Here is a 17,402-nt window from a genome sequence, read left to right as displayed (position 1 = left end):
CGTGACACTATGGACGCATGTTGACTCTGCGCCGACTCGATCCCACCGGAGCCGACCGGGAGGCGCTCATCGAGTTCCTCACCGGCCACGAGTTTCCCTTCCACATGCGTCCACGCCTGACTCGTGCCCAGGTCGAGCAGGACATTGACGACGGCGACTATCCGGACGATGAGAAGGACTCGTACTGGCTGCATCACCAGGATCACGGTCGCATCGGCATCGTCCGGCTGGAGGACCTCGAAGATCCCTCGCCCGTGTTCGACCTGCGCCTGGCCACCGAGCATCGCGGACACGGTTTGGGCGAGGCCAGCCTGCGTGCCATCACCCGGCACCTCTTCGAGACTCTGCCGAACGTCACCCGCTTTGAAGGGCAGACCAGGGAAGACAATATTGGCATGCGCACCCTGTTTCTGCGCTGCGGCTGGCTCAAGGAAGCCCACTATCGGGAATCCTGGCCGGTACGTAGGGTGTCTTGAACCCGGTGCGCTTGAACTGACCGATCAAGTTGGTCCAGTGCTTATGCGTGGATTAGTCGAGTTCGATGCTGTGTAGAATATCCATCAGTGATGGATATTTGAGGAGGTGCCACTACGGTGAAGTATTCACGTCGTGTTGCACCTTCATCCATTAAGAGTGGTGGCGCACGACTTCTTCGTGGGCTGTCGGTCGCGGGAATCGCGGTGGGCTCCGCCGTGGTGGCCCACTTCGCAGCTGGCCATCATGGTCCACACTGGGTAATTCTGGTGCTAGCTATGTGTCTCAGTGTGCCGGCATGCATCGCCTTGGTCCGGGTGAGATTGAGCCGCTGGCGTCTTGCTGCTGCAGTGTTATTCAGCCAAGGGGTGCTGCACGTCCTCTTCGCGTTGTTCCCGTACGATTATTCGTCTTCGGGGCTGTCGGCGGGACAACCCTCGCAAGCTGGCCACCATCATCATGTTGATCACCTGGTGGTGGCCGACCCAGCGGCTGGCTCCGTTTCTTCCCACATGGTGGTTCCGGATGCGGCCATGAGTGTGGCTCACCTCAGCGCAGCTGTGCTGACCTATGTCTTACTGCGTCGTGGTGAGGTCTTGCTGGAGGCCTTAGTGAGCCTGCTGGCTCTGCGACCAGCGCTGATACTTGTACTCCGTCCGTTGGTCCCGATCGGGCCAAAGTCGATGACCTGGGCCGACACCTGGGCTGCACATGAGTTTTCTGATCTGTGGCCAGGCCCGGCCCCCTGGACTCTTCGCGGTCCCCCTGTTGTGAGCTGAGACCAGACTTGTCCAACACCACGGCACTCTTGCTAGTGGTGAGGTTTGCTCGCACTCGAAAGGCTGACGTCGCTATGGCGCCAACTCACTCGAAACCCCCAAGACGTAGAAGGCACCGACTTCGTTCCGTTGTCCCCAGCGTCACCGCAGTTGCCGCATGCGCGACGTTGTGGGCAGCTCCCGTGGCCGCACACGACACGTTGCTGTCTGCCTCCCCGGAAGCCGACGAGGTCCTCGAACAGTCCCCGGATACCATAACTCTTGAGTTTTCAGGTACGGGTCTGATCGCGGGGGAGACGATCCCCAACACCATCGTTCTTCATGATGCCAACGGAGAGAACTGGGAAGGCGAGACCGTGGTCGAGGGCAGCACCATGTCCACGGAGCTGCCGGAACCTTTGCCCAACGGGGAATTCGACGTGGCCTACCGAGTCGTCTACTCAGACGGCCACACCGAGGAGGATTCCTACAGGTTCGAGGTCGCCGACCCGGACGTGACGGATGAGATCGTCTCAGACACCTCAGAGCACATGGAGGACAGGTCCACCGACACCACAGAGGACGCTTCCTCGTCGACGTTTGGCTGGGTGCTGGGCATCGGCGTAGCAACTGCGGTTTGCGTTGGGCTGATCCTGCTGGTGATGCGTCGTCAGGTCTCGCCCTCCGGCGACTGACCATCCTCCCCCGCTCAACTACCTTTACTGCTTTCGTAAATACCGGTGCGCCTTGATTCGCTGTGGCGCGACCGGAGGGCCATAGCGCCCGGAAGGATTATCTGATTCTGATGAAAAACAATAATGTATGGACCATCACTGCCCTGACTGCGGCCACCCTGCTCGCCCTGAGCGCTTGCTCGGATGCCGAGGAACCCAACGATCCTGTGATCGATGCAGAGAACACTGCTCCTGTGGACGCGCGTATCCACAGTGAAGATGACGACCTGTGGGTGCGAGCTGCTGACTCTGGAATGACCAGCCTGTTCGGCACGATCGAGAATCTTACTGGGGAAGAATTGGAGATCGTTGCTGCCGAATCCCCGGCCTCAGAGAGTGTGGAACTGCACGAGATCGTTGTGGACGAGGACGGGCGTGAGGTAATGCAGGAGATTGAAGGTGGGTTTCCCATTCCTGCAGAAGGCGCCCTGGACATGGAGCCTGGCGAGGATCATCTGATGTTCATCGGTCTCCACGAAGCGTTAGTTCCCGGTGATGTGGTGGAAGTGACATTAGAGTTCACCGACGGCACGACCGAGAGCATCGAAGCCATCGTGAAGGACGACGGCGGGCAGGACGAGCCCTACGACCACGAAGGCCATGGGGAGCACGCCGAACATGACAACGACGAGAGCACCGAAGGCGACGGTGACGACGAGGGCCATCACGGGCATAGCGAACACGACCACGCTGAGACCGCTGAGGAGAGCACCGTTGGTCACTGATCCGGAACCCAATCCTGGTATCGGGCCAACAAGTCAGAAAGGTAAGGGACGAGATAAGACTGATCTTCGGCGCGGGGTATCCCGTCGAGGGCTCTTATTGGGGGCAGGAGGGACGGGGCTTGCTGTCACCGCGGGTGCCGCCTTCGGGTTGGGCCGAGGCACCGCCCCGCAACCTGACCCGGAGGATCTGCTGCACGGGAGTCAAAAAATCGACTTCTATGGGCATCGACAGGCGGGCATCGAAACCCCGGCACAGGCCCACGCTGTCCTGATAGCGATGGACTTGAACAAGGGCATCGAGGGTGAAGATGCACGGCGACTACTGCGTCTGCTGACTGATGACGCCGCGCGTCTGACTCAGGGCCTGCCCGCGTTGGCGGACACCGAGCCGGAGCTAGCCGCGAGGCCCGCCAGATTGACGGTGACCTTCGGCTTTGGCAGACACCTCGTGAAACTGCTCAACCCGGACAAAGTCCCCGACTGGCTCAAGGATCTACCCGAGTTCGAGATTGATGACCTGGATCCTCAGCTCTGCGGCGGAGATTTGATGCTTCAGCTTTGCGGGGACGATCCGATTGCATTGGCCCATGCGCGGAGGATGCTGCTCAAAGACGCCCGAGCTTATGCCTCGCCTCGATGGATGCAAGACGGGTTCCGGAACGCACGCGGCACTCAGTCTGAAGGATCGACCATGCGGAACCTATTCGGCCAAGTGGACGAGACGGTGCAACCTAGCAAGGACGAAGACGGCAAAGAGTTCGCTGTGTGGGGTCATCCCCCCGCAGGTTCTTCACCTTCTTTGCGCCCTTGGATCGAAGGCGGCACCTCGCTGGTAGTACGGCTGATCAGCATGGACCTCGACGGATGGGACGAACTGGCCCGCAGCGGCAAGGAGGCTTCCATCGGACGAGATCTGCGTGTTGGAGCGCCGTTGACCGGTACCGCGGAACATGACGAGCCCGACTTCGACGCAAAGACGCCGTTAGGGTTCCCTGTGATCGAGGACTTTGCGCATATCCGCCGCGCTCACTCTCAGGCTCCTGAAGAACAGATCCTGCGTCGTGGATACAACTATGACCGTCCCCCACAAGGTGACGGTCGTATCAGCGACACCGGACTGGTTTTTCTGAGCTATCAGGCTGACGTGACTCGACAATTCCTACCCATACAGCAGCGCCTTGCTGAAGGGGACCGACTCAATGAGTGGACCACCCCTATTGGAAGCGCAGTCTTTGCCATCCCGCCAGGGTGTGCCCCTGGCGGGTACATCGGCGATTCTCTCTAAACACGACTACTTATCAATCAGAAAGAAACTCTGATGACCAACGACATCAGGGCAGTCGAACCTGCCCAAAAACAGACAGCCTCACCGTCACCCTCATCCTCACCCCCAGGTAATCACTCGGAAAGAGACCCAGCGTGGTTTGTACCCATGCTGCGCAGAATCCATTTCTATGCCGGGGTATTCGTCGGACCTTTCATCCTAGTCGCGGCACTCACCGGGGCGCTCTACGCATTCTCACCACAACTCGAACGCATCGTCTATTCCGAAGAGCTCACAGCATCCAGCGAATCCACCGACTACCTTCCGTTGTCACAGCAAGTTGCCGCGGCCCAGGAGTAAGTTGGGGAAGACGTCCAGCTGAGCGCCGTACGTCCAGCGGCCACACCGGGGGACACAACGCGAGTGATCTACGAGTACGACGAGTCCCCATCCGGTTCTCACGATCCACAACGAGGAATCTTCATCGACCCGGTCACCGGCGAAGTCCGTGGGGATGAGGGAGTCTACGGCACGAGTGGATCGCTACCGTTGCGGACCGAGATCGCCCAGATGCACCGACACCTGTTCCTGGGCGACTGGGGACGAATCTACAGCGAACTGGCCGCTTCCTGGTGGCCGTCGTGATCCTTGCGGGAGCCGGTCTCTGGGCTTCACGGTGGCGCAACGCTCGGAAGAAACGCAAAGGTCTGTTGCTTCCGGACAACACTGTCTCTGGAATGAGGCGAACCCGTTCCTGGCATGCAGCCACCGGGATCTGGATCACAGTAGGCGGCCTGTTTCTGGCCGCGACCGGCATCACCTGGTCCACTTACGGAGGAGCCAATGTCGCGGAGTTGCGGACCAGCCTCAGCTGGCAGACGCCTTCGGTCGACACTCAGCTCGATAGCGACGCCGCTGGAGCGGCTATCCATGATGAACACGCCCATCACGGGGGCGGTGGACAGCATTCTGACGAGGGGCCTCCTGTAGATGCCTCCAATCTCGACGATCTGCTTCAATCTGGACGGGAAGCTGGGTTCACTTCTGCGTACGTGGAAATGATTGCTCCATCATCAGAAGGTGAAGCATGGAGTATGCGTGACATCAGCATGCGGTTTCCGGCACCCGTGATCCAGTCAATCGCTGTTGATCCCGAGACTCAGGAAGTCACTGATGTGCTGGCATGGGACGATTACCCCTTCATGGCGAAGTTGGCTCAGTGGGGCGTCTGGATGCACAGGGGGACACTTTTCGGACTAGCCAACCAGATCCTGCTGTTTGCCTTGGCAGTTAGTATCGGTCTGCTGGTCATCTTGGGATACGTGATGTGGTGGCAGCGCCGACCACGTCATGAACCAGGCCGAAAACTGGGGCACCTCCCCAGTCGAGGAGCGTTCCGTCGTTCCCCTTGTTGGGGTAAGGCACTCGTCGTCGTGGGGCTGGCCGTGATTGGCTGGTTCCTTCCGGTACTCGGCGTGAGCCTGTTGGTTTTCATCATCATTGATGTATTGCTGGGCATGAGAAGACGCCGAAACACTCTAGTTCCTGTCTCGGCGAACCGAGACTGACTGGATTGCCCGAAACCTTACTGTGGTGCGGCGGCGCTTGACTCCAGTCAGCGGACTCGGCGGCGTCGCACCAGAGTGCGGTCCAACGCGAACATCATGAAGATGACCGTAGACCCCTTTCTGCGATGATTCGCCATTTTGCGCCGCGACGGGGAGACCGGCACCACCACCGGCTTCGACTGAGAAGACTTGACCAGCGAGCCGGACACCCGGCTCTTGGCTACTCCGACCGCGGTGACCAGCCCAGTGCTGGGCCCAGCCGGGTGGCGATGTCGGTGAGAATCTGCACGTAGTCCTCGTGGCTGAAACTGAATGGCAGGGCGAAAGCGACTTCATCGACTTCCTGGAAGCCGGCGTGGACGGCCAGTTGCTCGGCGATCTGTTCGGAGGTGCCCACCAGATCCGGGGCGAAGAGCATCCCGCGCGGCCCCTGCGGCTCGCGGGTACGCGGCAACCGTTCCGCCACGTAGTCCTCGTAGCGACGCTTCTGCTCCGGAGACGCCGAATCGGTAGGGATGACGACGAGGCCCTGCGATACCCGGCCCAGATTCACCGATGCGGCCGACTCTGCCACTGCCTGACGGAACGCGCGAATCTGGCGTGCCTGTACCGCGGCAAAATCGGGGACCTCATCGGCCTCGGGGAACACGACGTTGCTACTGAGCAGATTGAAACCGTTCTCTCCGGCCCGGACGGCGGAGTCCAGACTGCCGGCCCCATACCAGAGCCTGGAACGCAGACCGGAGGAGTGCGGTTCAACCCGCTGCGAGAACTCCTCGACCACGCCCTGCTTGCCGGAAAATTCGCGCACTGAATCTCCAGCCACGAACCGGGCGAACCGCTCCACCCGGGCCTTGCTGAAATCCTCCACATCAGCAGATTGTGGGTACAACTCCTCGCGCACCGTGTCATAGTGCATCGGGGCGCCCACGCTGACACCGGGGTTCACTCGTCCGCCGGAGAGCAGATCGACCGTCGCGAGATCCTCGGCGAGTCGCAGCGGATTCTCCCAGCCCAGGGGAGTCACCGCGGTGCCCAGTTCGATGCGTTGCGTGCGCTGGCTCGCCGCCGCCATCACCGCCACCGGTGAGGAAATCCCGAACTGCAGGTGCCGGTGTCGCAACCAGGCGCTATCGAATCCCAGCTGCTCGCCGAGCTCGATGATCTCCAGGGTGGATTCATGCCCGGCGCGCGGGTCGTCGGGATCGAACAGTCCGATGGTGAGGAAACCCAGACGGCGGAGGCTGGATGCGGGAGTGGTCATAGCGCAAGCTTAACGACACTTCCAGACCCGGCGCTCCGCCGTCGTCATATGGGGGTGTTTGCTGAAGGGGAGCGATTACTCCTCGGCGCCGGTCCCTGCTTCGGCGTCACCGGTATCGAGATGCTTCTCGACGTCGGCATCGGCGCGCAGTTCCTCCACGTGAGCGTTGACCGCCTCGTTCTGCTTCTGGGCGATGGCCTGCTCCTCCAGCTGCGGCTTGAGCTCCTCGAAGGTGGGCAGCTCCTCCGAGCTGGCGCTGTCCTCGGCTGACTCCTCGCCTTCTGCGCCTTCCTCAGCGCCCTGCATCATCGCCTCCTGCTGGGCGATCTGCTGGTCGTAGAGCTCCTGCAGTTCGTCGTCGCTCGGAGACTCGACGTCCAAGGACTCAATCAGCTGGTCCAGCTGAACCTGCTTGCCAGCGTCCTCGCGTACCTCCTCCTCGGTGACGCCCTGCTCTTCGAACTGGGCGAGAAGATCGTCGGTGGATTCCAGCTGGTTCTGCGTGGCCAGCTCGGCCAGGAACTCATCCACCTGCTCGTCGCTGGCGGTCATGCCCTGCTCCTCGGCGTCGGCGAGCAACAACTCATTGCCGATCATCAGCTCCAGGGTGTCGGCCTTGATCTGATTCTGGTCGACTTCATCACCAGACATCTGGGCCTGCATTGTCATCTGGCTGAACTGTCCTTCGAAAGCTGCAGTGAAATCCTCACCGGAAATGTCCTGGCCGTTCACGGTGGCCACCACATCCGGGATGTTCTCGGTATCGGGCTCGGGCATCTGCGTTTCGGCGCCCTCGGCAGCGGTGGCTTCGCCGTCGGCAGCCCCCTCACCGTTCTCTCCACCCTCGGCGCCGCAGGCGGCCAGGCTCAGAGCGGCGGCGACGGCGGCCATGCTCAGCAACAGCTTCTTGGACATGATGGCAACACTTCCTTTGTCAGGTCAGGATCATGGTTCAGGGGCGAACCTAACAGCCCAGACTGGGTAAACGATTCAGCCGGTGCCCAGGCGATTCTCAGCCGAAAATGCCATAACCCCTAGACTGGGAGCGCTCATGACTTCTCTGATGATGACCCTGCTCGTGGTCCTGCTCGTGGTGGTGGCCACCGTGCTCCAGCGCCTCACCGGCCTGGGCTTCGCCATGCTCGTCACCCCGTTCTTCGTGATCCTGCTGGGCACCCACGCCGGGGTGATGCTGACGACCCTGCTGGCCATCGTGGCCTCCGTGGTGATGCTGCCCTCGATGTGGCGTCACGTGGATTGGTCCGCGGTGGTCTGGATCGGAGCGCCGGCTGTGCTGATCATTCCCGCCGCCAGTTGGGCCGGACGATGGTTCGATTCCGCCATCATCTACCTGCTGGTGGGCGGGATCGTGCTGATCGGCCTGAGTGCCTCGCTAGCACTACAACGTGCCACGGTGACCGTGACGGGAAAAACTCCGCAAGTGCTCACCGGGGCGATCGCGGGGGCGGGCACCGTCCTGGCCGGAATCGGCGGACCATCCATGACCATCTACGGGGTGCTTTCGCGCTGGCCGATGCTCTCCTTCGCCGCCTCGATGCAACCGCTGTGGATCGTCATCTGCGTGGCTGCGGGCTTGTCGCGTTGGCTGATTTTGGGCTCGACGCCGCCGGATTTCCCTTGGTGGGGATGGCTGGGCTGCGTGCTCGGTATCGTACTTGGTGCCTCGGCAGGGCAGCGGCTGCGCCGGGTGGTGGACGACCGGTGGGCCTTCCGCATCGTGGTGGTCATTGCCATGATCGGTGCCCTGCTCTCCGTGGGTACCGGTATCGCCGGACTGCTCGGGTCGTGACCACCGCAGCGTCGAACACGCCGGGGGTCGCGTGCACGCTGCAGACGGGTGCATAATGGCGCGTACGCTTTCGTGCCCTGGGCACCTGAACGCGCACACATTTCGGATAAAAAAACACGACGAAAAAGTAGACGACGGGACCACCAGCGATGACGGATCAACCGGCCAACGACGCTCCGGGAACCACCAGACTCAACGCCCGGGTGGTGGGAATCTGCGTGGCGGCAGCCCTGGGCGGGTTCCTCTTCGGCTTTGACACCGCCGTGATCAACGGCGCGGTGGATGCGCTCTCGGCCCAGTTCGAGCTGGGCTCCGCCCTGACTGGTTTCGCCGTGTCCTCGGCGCTGATCGGTTGTGCCCTGGGCGCCTGGTTCGCCGGGCCACTGGCCAACCGCTTTGGCCGCGTGCCGGTGATGTTGGTAGCCGCGGTGTTCTTCTTCGTGTCCTCGGTTGGCTCGGGCTTGGCCTTCGGCGTCGCCGATCTCATCGCCTGGCGCGTGCTCGGCGGGCTCGGCGTGGGCGCGGCCTCGGTGATCGCTCCGGCGTATATTGCGGAAGTTTCGCCCGCCCATGTGCGTGGTCGCCTCGGCTCTCTGCAGCAGTTGGCCATCGTGTCCGGTATTTTCGTTGCGCTGCTCTCTGACGCCCTGTTCGCCAACCTCGCCGGGGGAGCAGCCCAAGAATTCTGGTTCGGCCTGGAGGCCTGGCGCTGGATGTTCCTGGCCGAGGTGGTCCCCGCCGTGGCGTATGGTCTCTTCGCCATGCGCCTTCCCGAGTCGCCGCGCTTTCTGGTGGCCCGCGGCGATCTCGACAAAGCAGCGCAGGTGCTACACGACTTCACCGGTGTGGACCGGGTCAACCTGAAGATCGTCGAGATCCAGAACTCGCTCGAGCACGAGCGCCGCGCCTCCTTCAAGGATCTGAAGGGACCGCTGATGGGGCTACGCCCCATCGTCTGGGTGGGCATTTTGCTCTCCGTGTTCCAACAGTTCGTCGGCATCAACGTCATCTTCTACTACTCCACCACCCTGTGGCGCTCCGTCGGCTTCGGAGAATCCGACGCACTGACCATCACGGTGATCACCTCCGTGACGAATATTCTCGTCACCATCGTCGCAATCCTGCTCGTCGACAAAGTCGGCCGCCGCCCCATGCTGCTGGTCGGCTCGATCGGCATGGCGGTGAGCCTGGGCATGATGGCGCTGTGCTTCTCGTTTGCGACCCTCGTCGACGGCGAAGCCAGGCTGGCCGAGCCGTGGTCGACCATCGCCTTGATCTCCGCCAACGCGTTCGTCGTCTTCTTCGGCGCCACCTGGGGCCCGCTGGTGTGGGTGCTGCTGGGCGAAATGTTCCCCAACAAAGTCCGTGCCGCCGCGCTCGCCGTCGCTGCTGCCGTGCAGTGGGCCGCGAACTTCGCCGTCTCCACCACGTTCCCCGGACTGGCAGAGATCGGACTCACCTTCGCCTACGGTCTGTACGCCGTCATGGCCCTATTGTCGTTCCTGTTCGTGTGGAAGTTCGTCCCCGAAACCAAAGGTCGAGAGCTCGAGGATATGACGGACGAGGCGTTCAAGCGCGCCGTGCGCGAGGGCTGATTCCCGGCTCGGGCACATCGGCCAGCACCGCTCGCCATTTCTCGGCCAGCGAATCGATATTCTCGTGCGCGTTCAGCCCACTGGGCTGGGGCACCACCCAGAGCCGGGTCTGTGCGGGCCAGCCGTCGATGAGCGCGGTGTCTTGTCGTCCCAGCACTGCCCGTCGTTGGCCAAATGCGGTGCGGAACGCGGTGATTCCGGCGATCGCCACCACCTCCGGGCGCAGCTCGACCACCCGGACGATGAGACGCCGACCGGCTTCGACCAGTTCGTCACGGCTGAGTTCGTCGGCGCGCGCGGTGGCCCGGCCCACCAGATTCGTCAGTCCAATCCCGCGGCCAACCAAGTCCAGTGCATCCTGCTCGGTCAGTCCTCGGGATGCATCCACCGGGCGCTCGGTCATACCCGCCCGGTACAGAGCAGGCCAGAACCGGTTGCCCGGGCGGGCGAAGGGCGCGTTCACTGCCGCCGTCCAGAGCCCGGGGTTAATGCCGACGATCAGCAACAGCAGCCGTTCTGGTTCAGACGGCAACACATCGTCGATCGCGTCGGGGTCATTCGTGGCGAATCGCTGCAGATCCTCGCGGCGCGGCTTGGCGCCGGCTAACGGTGATGGGCGACGGGAAACAAACATGGGGGAAGTCTACGCACGTCGACCTCGGACGGTAGGTCCCCGACCTGTCACAATGGAACGCATGACTTCGATCGACCTGCACCTCACCGACGACACCGATGCCGACCGCCTGCTGAGCGAGAATCCGCTGGCGCTGCTCATCGGTATGCTGCTCGACCAGCAGATCGCCATGGAAACGGCTTTCGTGGGCCCAAAGAAGCTGCAGGACCGCATCGGCTCCGTCGACGCCGATACGATCGCCGACTACAACACCGAGGAGTTTCTCGCAGCCTTCAAAGAGACCCCGGCCGTGCACCGGTTCCCCGGCTCCATGGCAGAGCGGGTGCAGAAGCTGTGCCGCGCGATCGTCGACGATTGGGGCGGTGAGGCCAGCGCCCTCTGGACCGACGGAGATCCCTCGGGACCCGAGGTGCTGAAGCGGCTGAAGCGGCTACCCGGGTTCGGCGACCAGAAGGCCAAGATTTTCCTGGCTCTGCTGGGCAAGCAGTGCGGGTTCACCGGCGAGGGCTGGGAACAGGCCGCCGGTGATTACGGCGCACCGAATGCCATGCGCTCGGTGGCCGACATCGTTTCGCCCGAAACCCTGCTCGAAGTCCGCGAAAACAAACGCGCCCTGAAATCGGCAGCGAAGCAAGAGAAACAAGCCTCAGCGCAGTCCGGTCCAGGCGGATCTTCATGATCGAATTCATCGGCTCGCGCTGGGACGACATCCTCTACCGCTCCTACCAGCACACCTCGCTGGTAGTGCAGTCCGTCCTGATCGCCACGGTGATCGCCCTGCTGCTGGCCGTGCTGGTCACCCGCTACCGCGCCCTGAGCCCGGTGGCCAACGCCGTCTCCGCCATCGGACTCACCCTGCCCTCTTTCGCCCTGATCGGCCTGCTCATCCCGCTCGTGGGCATCGGCACAGTCCCTGCTGTTGTCCTCGTGGTGTTCTACGCGACCCTGCCGATCCTGCGCAACGCGGTGGTCGGACTGCAGGGCGTGGATTCACTGGTGGTCGAGGCGGCCCGCGGCCAGGGGATGGGCGCCGGCGCGATCTTCTGGCGGGTCCGCCTCCCCCTGGCCTGGCCGGTCATTCTCACCGGCATCCGCGTCTCCGTGCAGATGTCCATGGGCGTAGCTGCTATTGCGGCTTATGTGCTCGGCCCTGGACTCGGCGGCTATATCTTCACCGGGCTGTCCCAAGTGGGCGGCGCCAACGCACTCAACTACGCGCTGGTCGGTACCTTCGGCATCATCATCCTCGCTCTGGTGGTGGACGCTGTGCTGGTGCTACTGGCCCGATTCACGACGTCGAAAGGGATTCGCGCATGAACGACCAGGCACAAACAGGGGTCGGTATCGAGTTAATCGACGTCGTGAAGCGCTATCCCGGTCAGGCCGATCCCGCGGTGCGAGGACTTTCCCTGAACATTCCGGCCGGTGAGACCGTGATGTTCGTGGGCCCATCTGGCTGCGGCAAGACCACCTCGCTGAAGATGATCAACCGGCTCATCGAACCCACCTCGGGCCAGATCCTGATCGATGGCGCGGACATCACCACCCAAAACGCCAACGAGCTGCGTCGCAGCATCGGCTACGTCATCCAGGGTGGGGGACTGCTGCCGCACCTCAGTGTGGCCGACAACATCGGATTGGTGCCCGGGCTGTTGAAATGGGACCGCCGCCGCATCGCCGCCCGCGTCGACGAGCTGCTCGAGCTGGTGGGTCTGCAACCGAATATTTACCGCGACCGCTACCCGCGGGAGCTCTCCGGGGGCCAGCAGCAGCGCGTGGGAGTGGCCCGCGGGCTCGCAGCCGATCCGCCCGTGGTGCTGATGGACGAACCCTTCGGCGCCGTCGACCCTATCACTCGGCAGCGACTGCAGGACGAGCTGATCTCCATCCAGGAGGAGCTCCACAAGACCATCGTCTGCGTCACCCACGACATCGACGAGGCCATCAAGCTCGGCGACCGGATCCTGATCCTGCAGGAAGGCGCCAGCATCGCCCAGTTTGCTGCGCCAGAAGAGATTCTCAGCCAGCCCGCCAACGACTTCGTGGCCGACTTCATCGGAGCCGAATCCAAACTCAAGCAGCTCTCCCTGCTGCGCGTCGGAGATCTGGATCTGACCCAGCCCCACACGGCCACCGTGGGCGAGCCGGTCGACGAGGTTCTCCAGCGGGCAGAAGCCGCAGGCGCCGCCTCGGTGGTCATTCTCGACGAACGACGTCGCCCCCGCGACTGGGTGTTCCTGCGTAGCCTGCGCGGTCACACGATCGTGCCCGACCCGCAGAAGGCACTGCAGACCGTGGTCGATCACCGATCCACCCTGGCCGATGCCCTGGACTCGATGCTGGTATCCAGCCACGCCGGAGCCATGGTGACCCGGCGCGACGAGTTCATCGGGGTCATTACTTACGACGCTGTCGCCGAGCATGTCCGCGGCAGCGAACACAGCGGAGTCAACGAATGAACCGACTCCGCAACGCCACCCGCGAAGACCGGCTGCTGCTCATCGGGCTGCCGATCTTCGTCGGGCTTCTGCTCATCGGCTGGGCGATCTGGCGCTCCAACGCCTCCCTGGATGAGATCGAGACCCGCCTGCTGACCTGGCAGAACATCGGCACCCTGACCTGGGAGCACCTGCTGATCGTGGTGGTGTGCGCCGTGCTTGTCGTCGGTACCGCCGTGCCGGTGGGCATCCTGCTCACCCGCCCCGGCACCCGCGGCGCGATCGGACCCGTCCTCGGGGTCGCCAACGCCGGCCAGGCCGCCCCCGTGGTCGGGGTGATCGTGCTGCTGGCCCTGCTGTTGGGTTTCGGATTCTGGGTGGCTGTGCTCGCCCTGACCCTCTACGCCTTCCTGCCCGTGCTCGCGAACACCGTCACCGGTCTACGCGGGGTGGAGCCGTCCCTGATCGAGGCGGCTCGCGGCATGGGCATGTCCGGCACCCAGGTGCTGCTGCGGGTGGAACTGCCCATCGCGATTCCCGTGATCATGACCGGAGTGCGCACCGCCCTGGTGTTGCTGGTCGGGGCCGGAGCCTTCGCCTCGTTCATTGATGCCGGCGGGCTCGGCTTGTTGATCCAGACCGGGATTCTGATGTTCCGCTTCTCCATTCTGGTCTCGGGGGCGCTGCTCGTGGCCGCCCTCGCGTTAACCGTGGAATGGGTAGGACGGTTGCTCGAGGTCATCGTGAAGCCGGGAGGTCTGGCATGAGGAAGCTGAAAGCACTCACGGTTTCCGTACTCGCCACCGGACTGATCACCGGCTGCGGCCTGGGCACCGCGGGTGGCTATGTGCGTTCCGGTGAACTCGCCGGGCCCGTTGCGGACGTGAACCTGGAGGGCGCCAGCATCGCCGTCGGTTCCAAGGACTTCACCGAGCAGGCCATTTTGGGCAAGATGATGGTGATCCTGGCCCAGTCCGCCGGTGCAGACACCCAAGACCTCACCAACGTCCCAGGCTCGCAGAGTGTCCGGCAGGCCATGCTACAAGGCATCATGGACTTCCAATGGGAGTACACCGGCACCGCCTGGATCACCTATCTGGGCAATGTGGATCCGATCGTGGACGACCAAGAACAGTTCGACGCGGTACAGGACGCTGACGCCGAGTTTGGCCTGCACTGGGTGCAGCCCTCAGCGGTGAACAACACCTACGCAATGATGATGACGCGCGAGCGCTCCGAAGAACTCGGTGTGACCGCCATGTCGGATCTGGCCGAACTCGACGAGTCCGACCTGACCTACTGCATCGCGGCTGAATTTGCCTCCCGCAACGATGGCTTCGAACCGATGCTGGAGCACTACGATATCCCGCCAGCTTCGCCGGATCAGCGACGGATGATGGATCAGGGCGCCACGTTCCAGGCCACCGCCAACGGGGAGTGCGCCTTCGGCCAGACCACGGCCACCGACGGGCGCATCCCAGCACTGGATCTGGTGGTGCTCGAGGACGACCTGGCCTACTTCCCGAAGTACAACCTCTCCGGGGTGATCGGGGAGGAACTCTACGAGCTGTACCCGCAGGTCGAAGATCTGGTCATCCCGCTCACCGAGCGGCTGGACAACGAGACCATGGCCGAGCTCAACGCCCGCGTCGACGTCGACGGCGAAGAACCCGGCGACGTCGCCTGGGACTTCCTGGTGCAGGAGGGCTATCTGATCGATGAGTAACCCAACGAACGGGGCGCCGCGTCATCGAGGTACTCGCTGATGGACACCCGCTGGCTGCAGGCTTTTATCGCCGTAGCCGAAGAGCTGCATTTCGGTCGGGCTGCGGCCAAGCTGCACATCGCCCAATCCCCGTTGAGCCAGATCATCCGCAAGCTGGAGAAGACCCTGGGCTCCGAGCTGTTCACCCGGAACACCCGCTCTGTGGAACTCACGGCCGCCGGGATGACGTTCCTGCCCTACGCCCGGGAGGTGCTGGCTCAGCTGGAAACCGGGCGCCAAGCGACCCACGCCGTCGCTGGTGAAGTCGTGGGTCGGGTGCGCTTCGGTTACTCCGGGGTGCTGAACCATGTGGTGCTGCCGGGGCTGGTCCGGGCCGTGCACCACCAACTCCCCAACGTCACACTGGAGCTGGTCGGTCGCGTGCTGACCCAAGACGCCATCGTCCAGTTGGAACAAGGCATGCTCGACGCAGCGTGCGTGGGGCTCCCGATCGAGGCCACCGATCTGTCAACACGCCTGTTGTTGGCCGAGCCCCTGGGTGCGGTCCTGCCGGAGGATCATCCGTTGGCTGCCGAGCCTGCAGTGGCGGTGGCGCAGCTGCGGGGAGAACCGTTTATCACCACCTCCACCAGCGGCGGATCGGCACTGCTGCAGACCACCATGCGTCAGTGCGCCGACGCCGGATTCCGGCCCACCATCGTGCAGGAGGCCTCCGACCCTTATGTGGTGCTGTTGTTGGTGGCCGGAGGAGTGGGGGTCAGCCTGGTCACCGAGTCCATTGCCCCGATGATGCCGCCCGGGGCGGTGTATCGGCCACTGCACGATGCCACGGTGACGCTGGAACATGGAGTCGCCTGGTCATCACGGGCCCCGTCTCCAGCACTTCACGCGGTGCTAGAACTCGTCGACCACGCGATTGTGTAGTTTTTGTACTAAATGCAAGACGTTTTTAGTTCTGTACTCGTATAGTTTCGGCCCCTACGCTCTTGTGAGGCATATCTCATCCGAGACGTGAATCTCATCTTGAAGCGAAGGGAGCCATCACCATGGCACACCTCACCGACACGGCAGCGCCAGAGGCGACTCCGACGTCGACTCGGAACGCTCGGCGTGCGGCCCTCTCTGGATTCCTGGGCAGCACCCTCGAGTACTACGACTTTTTCATCTACGGATCCGCCGCCGCCCTGGTGTTCGGTTCCGTGTTCTTCCCGGGGGACGGCGCGAACTCGGTGCTCCTGTCGATCTCGACCCTCGGCGTGGCCTATGTGGCCCGCCCGCTGGGCGCGGTGCTGTTCGGACACCTCGGTGACACCTTCGGGCGACGCAATACCCTGATCTTCGTGCTGCTGCTGATGGGCATCGCGACCCTGTTGATTGGCTGCCTGCCCACCTACGATCAGGTGGGCATCATCGCCCCGATTCTCTTGGTGCTGCTGCGCCTGCTGCAGGGACTGTCCGCCGGTGGTGAATCGCCCGGTGCGGCGTCGTTGTCTATGGAACACGCACCGGAAGGCCGCCGCGGATTCTTCGCGTCCTTCACCATGTCGGGCATCATGTTCGGCATCGTGCTGGCCACCCTGGTGTTCATCCCCGTGGCCGCGATGGACGACGAAGCCCTGTTCTCCTGGGGCTGGCGTGTGCCCTTCTGGATCAGCATCGTGCTGACCGTAGTGGCGCTGGTGATCCGTCGCACCCTGGATGAGCCGGAAGTCTTCGAAGAAACCAAGGAAGCCGACGAGACCGTGAAAGTCCCGTTCGTGGAGCTGTTCCGGACCCACTGGGCCGCCGTGGTGCGCGTGATGTTCGCGGCGACCTTCGCGATGATGAACACCGTGGTCAACGTCTTCGGTCTCGCCTACGCCGTCCAGTACAACGGTATTGAACGCACCACCATGCTGCTGGCGATCGCCGCCGGTAACTTCGCAGCCGTGCTCACCCAGCCGCTGTACGGGCTACTCGCCGACAAGATCGGCCGCAAGCCGGTCTTCATCGGGGGCGCGATCGGCGCGGGTCTGATGATGTTCGTGTTCTTCAACGCCATCGGCACTGGCAACGTGGCTATGGTCTTCATCTCCGCCATCATCCTTTTCGGCGTGTTCTACGCGGCCCCCAACGGCTCTTACATGGCGAGCTTCCCGGAACAGTTCCCAGCCCCGATTCGCTACTCCGGTATGGCTATCGGCCTGATGCTGGGTCTGCTGGTGTCCGGTTTCGCGCCGGCGCTGGCCACCTGGATGACCGCGGGCGAGGCTGCGAATTGGGGCCCGGTGGCATGGATGTGCCTGGGCTTCGGCGTGCTCTCCGCGGTCGCATTCGTCACCGGCCCCGAGACCTATAAGGTCCCGATCCGCTACCTGGGCGGCAGCCGCGCCGAATTGAAGAAGCTACGGGCCGACGGCATCTACTGATCCA

At 63.1% G+C, this 17,402-nt stretch carries 16 protein-coding genes and 1 pseudogene; 14 read left to right on the top strand and 3 right to left on the bottom strand.

Annotation, left to right across the window (positions count from 1 at the left end):
* The first annotated feature begins 17 nt into the window (after positions 1 to 17).
* From P8192_RS10005 to P8192_RS14550, 5 genes and pseudogenes are all read left to right on the top strand, one after another.
* Positions 18 to 476 carry a GNAT family N-acetyltransferase gene (locus tag P8192_RS10005; RefSeq protein ID WP_278156705.1) on the top strand — a complete coding sequence of 153 codons (459 nt, stop codon included), beginning with the start codon at positions 18 to 20 and terminating at the stop codon, positions 474 to 476.
* Positions 477 to 1,435: 959 nt separating this feature from the next.
* Positions 1,436 to 1,927, top strand: a complete 492-nt coding sequence (locus P8192_RS10000) for a copper resistance CopC family protein (RefSeq protein ID WP_278156703.1) — start codon at positions 1,436 to 1,438, stop codon at positions 1,925 to 1,927.
* Between the two features lie 110 nt (positions 1,928 to 2,037).
* Complete coding sequence (locus P8192_RS09995) at positions 2,038 to 2,691, top strand: copper chaperone PCu(A)C (protein WP_278156701.1); 654 nt, start codon at positions 2,038 to 2,040, stop codon at positions 2,689 to 2,691.
* Positions 2,681 to 3,976 (top strand): Dyp-type peroxidase, encoded by a 1,296-nt coding sequence (locus tag P8192_RS09990; protein WP_278156698.1) that lies wholly within the window; start codon positions 2,681 to 2,683, stop codon positions 3,974 to 3,976. Before P8192_RS09995 ends, P8192_RS09990 begins: the two co-directional genes overlap by 11 nt.
* A 33-nt stretch (positions 3,977 to 4,009) precedes the next feature.
* Positions 4,010 to 5,523, top strand: a pseudogene (locus P8192_RS14550) (PepSY-associated TM helix domain-containing protein).
* A gap of 220 nt (positions 5,524 to 5,743) precedes the next feature.
* Here P8192_RS14550 and P8192_RS09975 read toward each other — a convergent pair.
* Together P8192_RS09975 and P8192_RS09970 are read right to left on the bottom strand one after the other, a co-directional pair.
* Positions 5,744 to 6,787: an LLM class flavin-dependent oxidoreductase gene (locus P8192_RS09975; protein WP_278156696.1), complete on the bottom strand. Its 1,044-nt coding sequence runs from the start codon at positions 6,785 to 6,787 to the stop codon at positions 5,744 to 5,746.
* A 75-nt stretch (positions 6,788 to 6,862) separates the two neighbouring features.
* On the bottom strand, positions 6,863 to 7,702 hold the full coding sequence (locus P8192_RS09970) for a SurA N-terminal domain-containing protein (RefSeq protein WP_278156694.1): 840 nt from the start codon (positions 7,700 to 7,702) through the stop codon (positions 6,863 to 6,865).
* A 136-nt stretch (positions 7,703 to 7,838) separates the two neighbouring features.
* Here P8192_RS09970 and P8192_RS09965 point away from each other — a divergent pair, with 136 nt between their 5' ends.
* Both P8192_RS09965 and P8192_RS09960 read left to right on the top strand, forming a co-directional pair.
* Positions 7,839 to 8,597: a sulfite exporter TauE/SafE family protein gene (locus tag P8192_RS09965; RefSeq protein WP_278156692.1), complete on the top strand. Its 759-nt coding sequence runs from the start codon at positions 7,839 to 7,841 to the stop codon at positions 8,595 to 8,597.
* Positions 8,598 to 8,746: 149 nt separating this feature from the next.
* The gene (locus P8192_RS09960) at positions 8,747 to 10,192 is read left to right on the top strand and encodes a sugar porter family MFS transporter (RefSeq protein ID WP_278156690.1); all 1,446 of its coding nucleotides are present in this window, start codon (positions 8,747 to 8,749) and stop codon (positions 10,190 to 10,192) included.
* Here the strand turns inward: P8192_RS09960 and P8192_RS09955 are convergent.
* Positions 10,167 to 10,826 carry a mismatch-specific DNA-glycosylase gene (locus P8192_RS09955; protein ID WP_278156688.1) on the bottom strand — a complete coding sequence of 220 codons (660 nt, stop codon included), beginning with the start codon at positions 10,824 to 10,826 and terminating at the stop codon, positions 10,167 to 10,169. The two genes, P8192_RS09960 and P8192_RS09955, sit on opposite strands and share 26 nt — an antisense overlap.
* Before the next feature lie 70 nt (positions 10,827 to 10,896).
* On the opposite strand from P8192_RS09955, the gene P8192_RS09950 reads away from it, so the two are divergent.
* From P8192_RS09950 to P8192_RS09920, 7 genes are all read left to right on the top strand, one after another.
* Entirely contained in the window at positions 10,897 to 11,505 is a 609-nt protein-coding gene (locus tag P8192_RS09950; protein ID WP_278159796.1) for an HhH-GPD-type base excision DNA repair protein, read from the top strand.
* Complete coding sequence (locus P8192_RS09945) at positions 11,502 to 12,143, top strand: ABC transporter permease (protein WP_278156686.1); 642 nt, start codon at positions 11,502 to 11,504, stop codon at positions 12,141 to 12,143. The genes P8192_RS09950 and P8192_RS09945 overlap by 4 nt, the downstream gene beginning before the upstream one ends.
* The gene (locus P8192_RS09940; RefSeq protein WP_278156684.1) at positions 12,140 to 13,285 is read left to right on the top strand and encodes an ABC transporter ATP-binding protein; all 1,146 of its coding nucleotides are present in this window, start codon (positions 12,140 to 12,142) and stop codon (positions 13,283 to 13,285) included. The genes P8192_RS09945 and P8192_RS09940 overlap by 4 nt, the downstream gene beginning before the upstream one ends.
* A complete protein-coding gene (locus tag P8192_RS09935; RefSeq protein ID WP_278156682.1) occupies positions 13,282 to 14,031 on the top strand; it encodes an ABC transporter permease in 750 nt (249 codons plus the stop codon). Before P8192_RS09940 ends, P8192_RS09935 begins: the two co-directional genes overlap by 4 nt.
* Complete coding sequence (locus P8192_RS09930; RefSeq protein WP_278156680.1) at positions 14,028 to 14,990, top strand: glycine betaine ABC transporter substrate-binding protein; 963 nt, start codon at positions 14,028 to 14,030, stop codon at positions 14,988 to 14,990. Before P8192_RS09935 ends, P8192_RS09930 begins: the two co-directional genes overlap by 4 nt.
* A gap of 39 nt (positions 14,991 to 15,029) precedes the next feature.
* On the top strand, positions 15,030 to 15,914 hold the full coding sequence (locus tag P8192_RS09925; protein WP_278156678.1) for a LysR family transcriptional regulator: 885 nt from the start codon (positions 15,030 to 15,032) through the stop codon (positions 15,912 to 15,914).
* A gap of 122 nt (positions 15,915 to 16,036) precedes the next feature.
* Positions 16,037 to 17,398 carry an MFS transporter gene (locus P8192_RS09920; RefSeq protein WP_278156676.1) on the top strand — a complete coding sequence of 454 codons (1,362 nt, stop codon included), beginning with the start codon at positions 16,037 to 16,039 and terminating at the stop codon, positions 17,396 to 17,398.
* The last annotated feature ends 4 nt before the right edge of the window (positions 17,399 to 17,402 follow it).

Origin of the sequence: Citricoccus muralis, from assembly GCF_029637705.1 — a bacterium.
Classification (GTDB): domain Bacteria; phylum Actinomycetota; class Actinomycetes; order Actinomycetales; family Micrococcaceae; genus CmP2.
Note: the sequence above shows the minus strand (reverse complement) of the source record. Positions and strands in the feature narration are given on the sequence as shown.

Excerpts from the sequence above, each read along its gene's own strand:
- P8192_RS10005 (WP_278156705.1), top strand. The coding sequence starts at position 18 with ATGTTGACTCTGCGCCGACTCGATCCCACCGGAGCCGACCGGGAGGCG.
- P8192_RS09995 (WP_278156701.1), top strand. The coding sequence starts at position 2,038 with ATGAAAAACAATAATGTATGGACCATCACTGCCCTGACTGCGGCCACC.
- P8192_RS09975 (WP_278156696.1), bottom strand. The coding sequence starts at position 6,787 with ATGACCACTCCCGCATCCAGCCTCCGCCGTCTGGGTTTCCTCACCATC.
- P8192_RS09970 (WP_278156694.1), bottom strand. The coding sequence starts at position 7,702 with ATGTCCAAGAAGCTGTTGCTGAGCATGGCCGCCGTCGCCGCCGCTCTG.
- P8192_RS09965 (WP_278156692.1), top strand. The coding sequence starts at position 7,839 with ATGACTTCTCTGATGATGACCCTGCTCGTGGTCCTGCTCGTGGTGGTG.
- P8192_RS09960 (WP_278156690.1), top strand. The coding sequence starts at position 8,747 with ATGACGGATCAACCGGCCAACGACGCTCCGGGAACCACCAGACTCAAC.
- P8192_RS09955 (WP_278156688.1), bottom strand. The coding sequence starts at position 10,826 with ATGTTTGTTTCCCGTCGCCCATCACCGTTAGCCGGCGCCAAGCCGCGC.
- P8192_RS09945 (WP_278156686.1), top strand. The coding sequence starts at position 11,502 with ATGATCGAATTCATCGGCTCGCGCTGGGACGACATCCTCTACCGCTCC.
- P8192_RS09940 (WP_278156684.1), top strand. The coding sequence starts at position 12,140 with ATGAACGACCAGGCACAAACAGGGGTCGGTATCGAGTTAATCGACGTC.
- P8192_RS09935 (WP_278156682.1), top strand. The coding sequence starts at position 13,282 with ATGAACCGACTCCGCAACGCCACCCGCGAAGACCGGCTGCTGCTCATC.
- P8192_RS09930 (WP_278156680.1), top strand. The coding sequence starts at position 14,028 with ATGAGGAAGCTGAAAGCACTCACGGTTTCCGTACTCGCCACCGGACTG.
- P8192_RS09925 (WP_278156678.1), top strand. The coding sequence starts at position 15,030 with ATGGACACCCGCTGGCTGCAGGCTTTTATCGCCGTAGCCGAAGAGCTG.
- P8192_RS09920 (WP_278156676.1), top strand. The coding sequence starts at position 16,037 with ATGGCACACCTCACCGACACGGCAGCGCCAGAGGCGACTCCGACGTCG.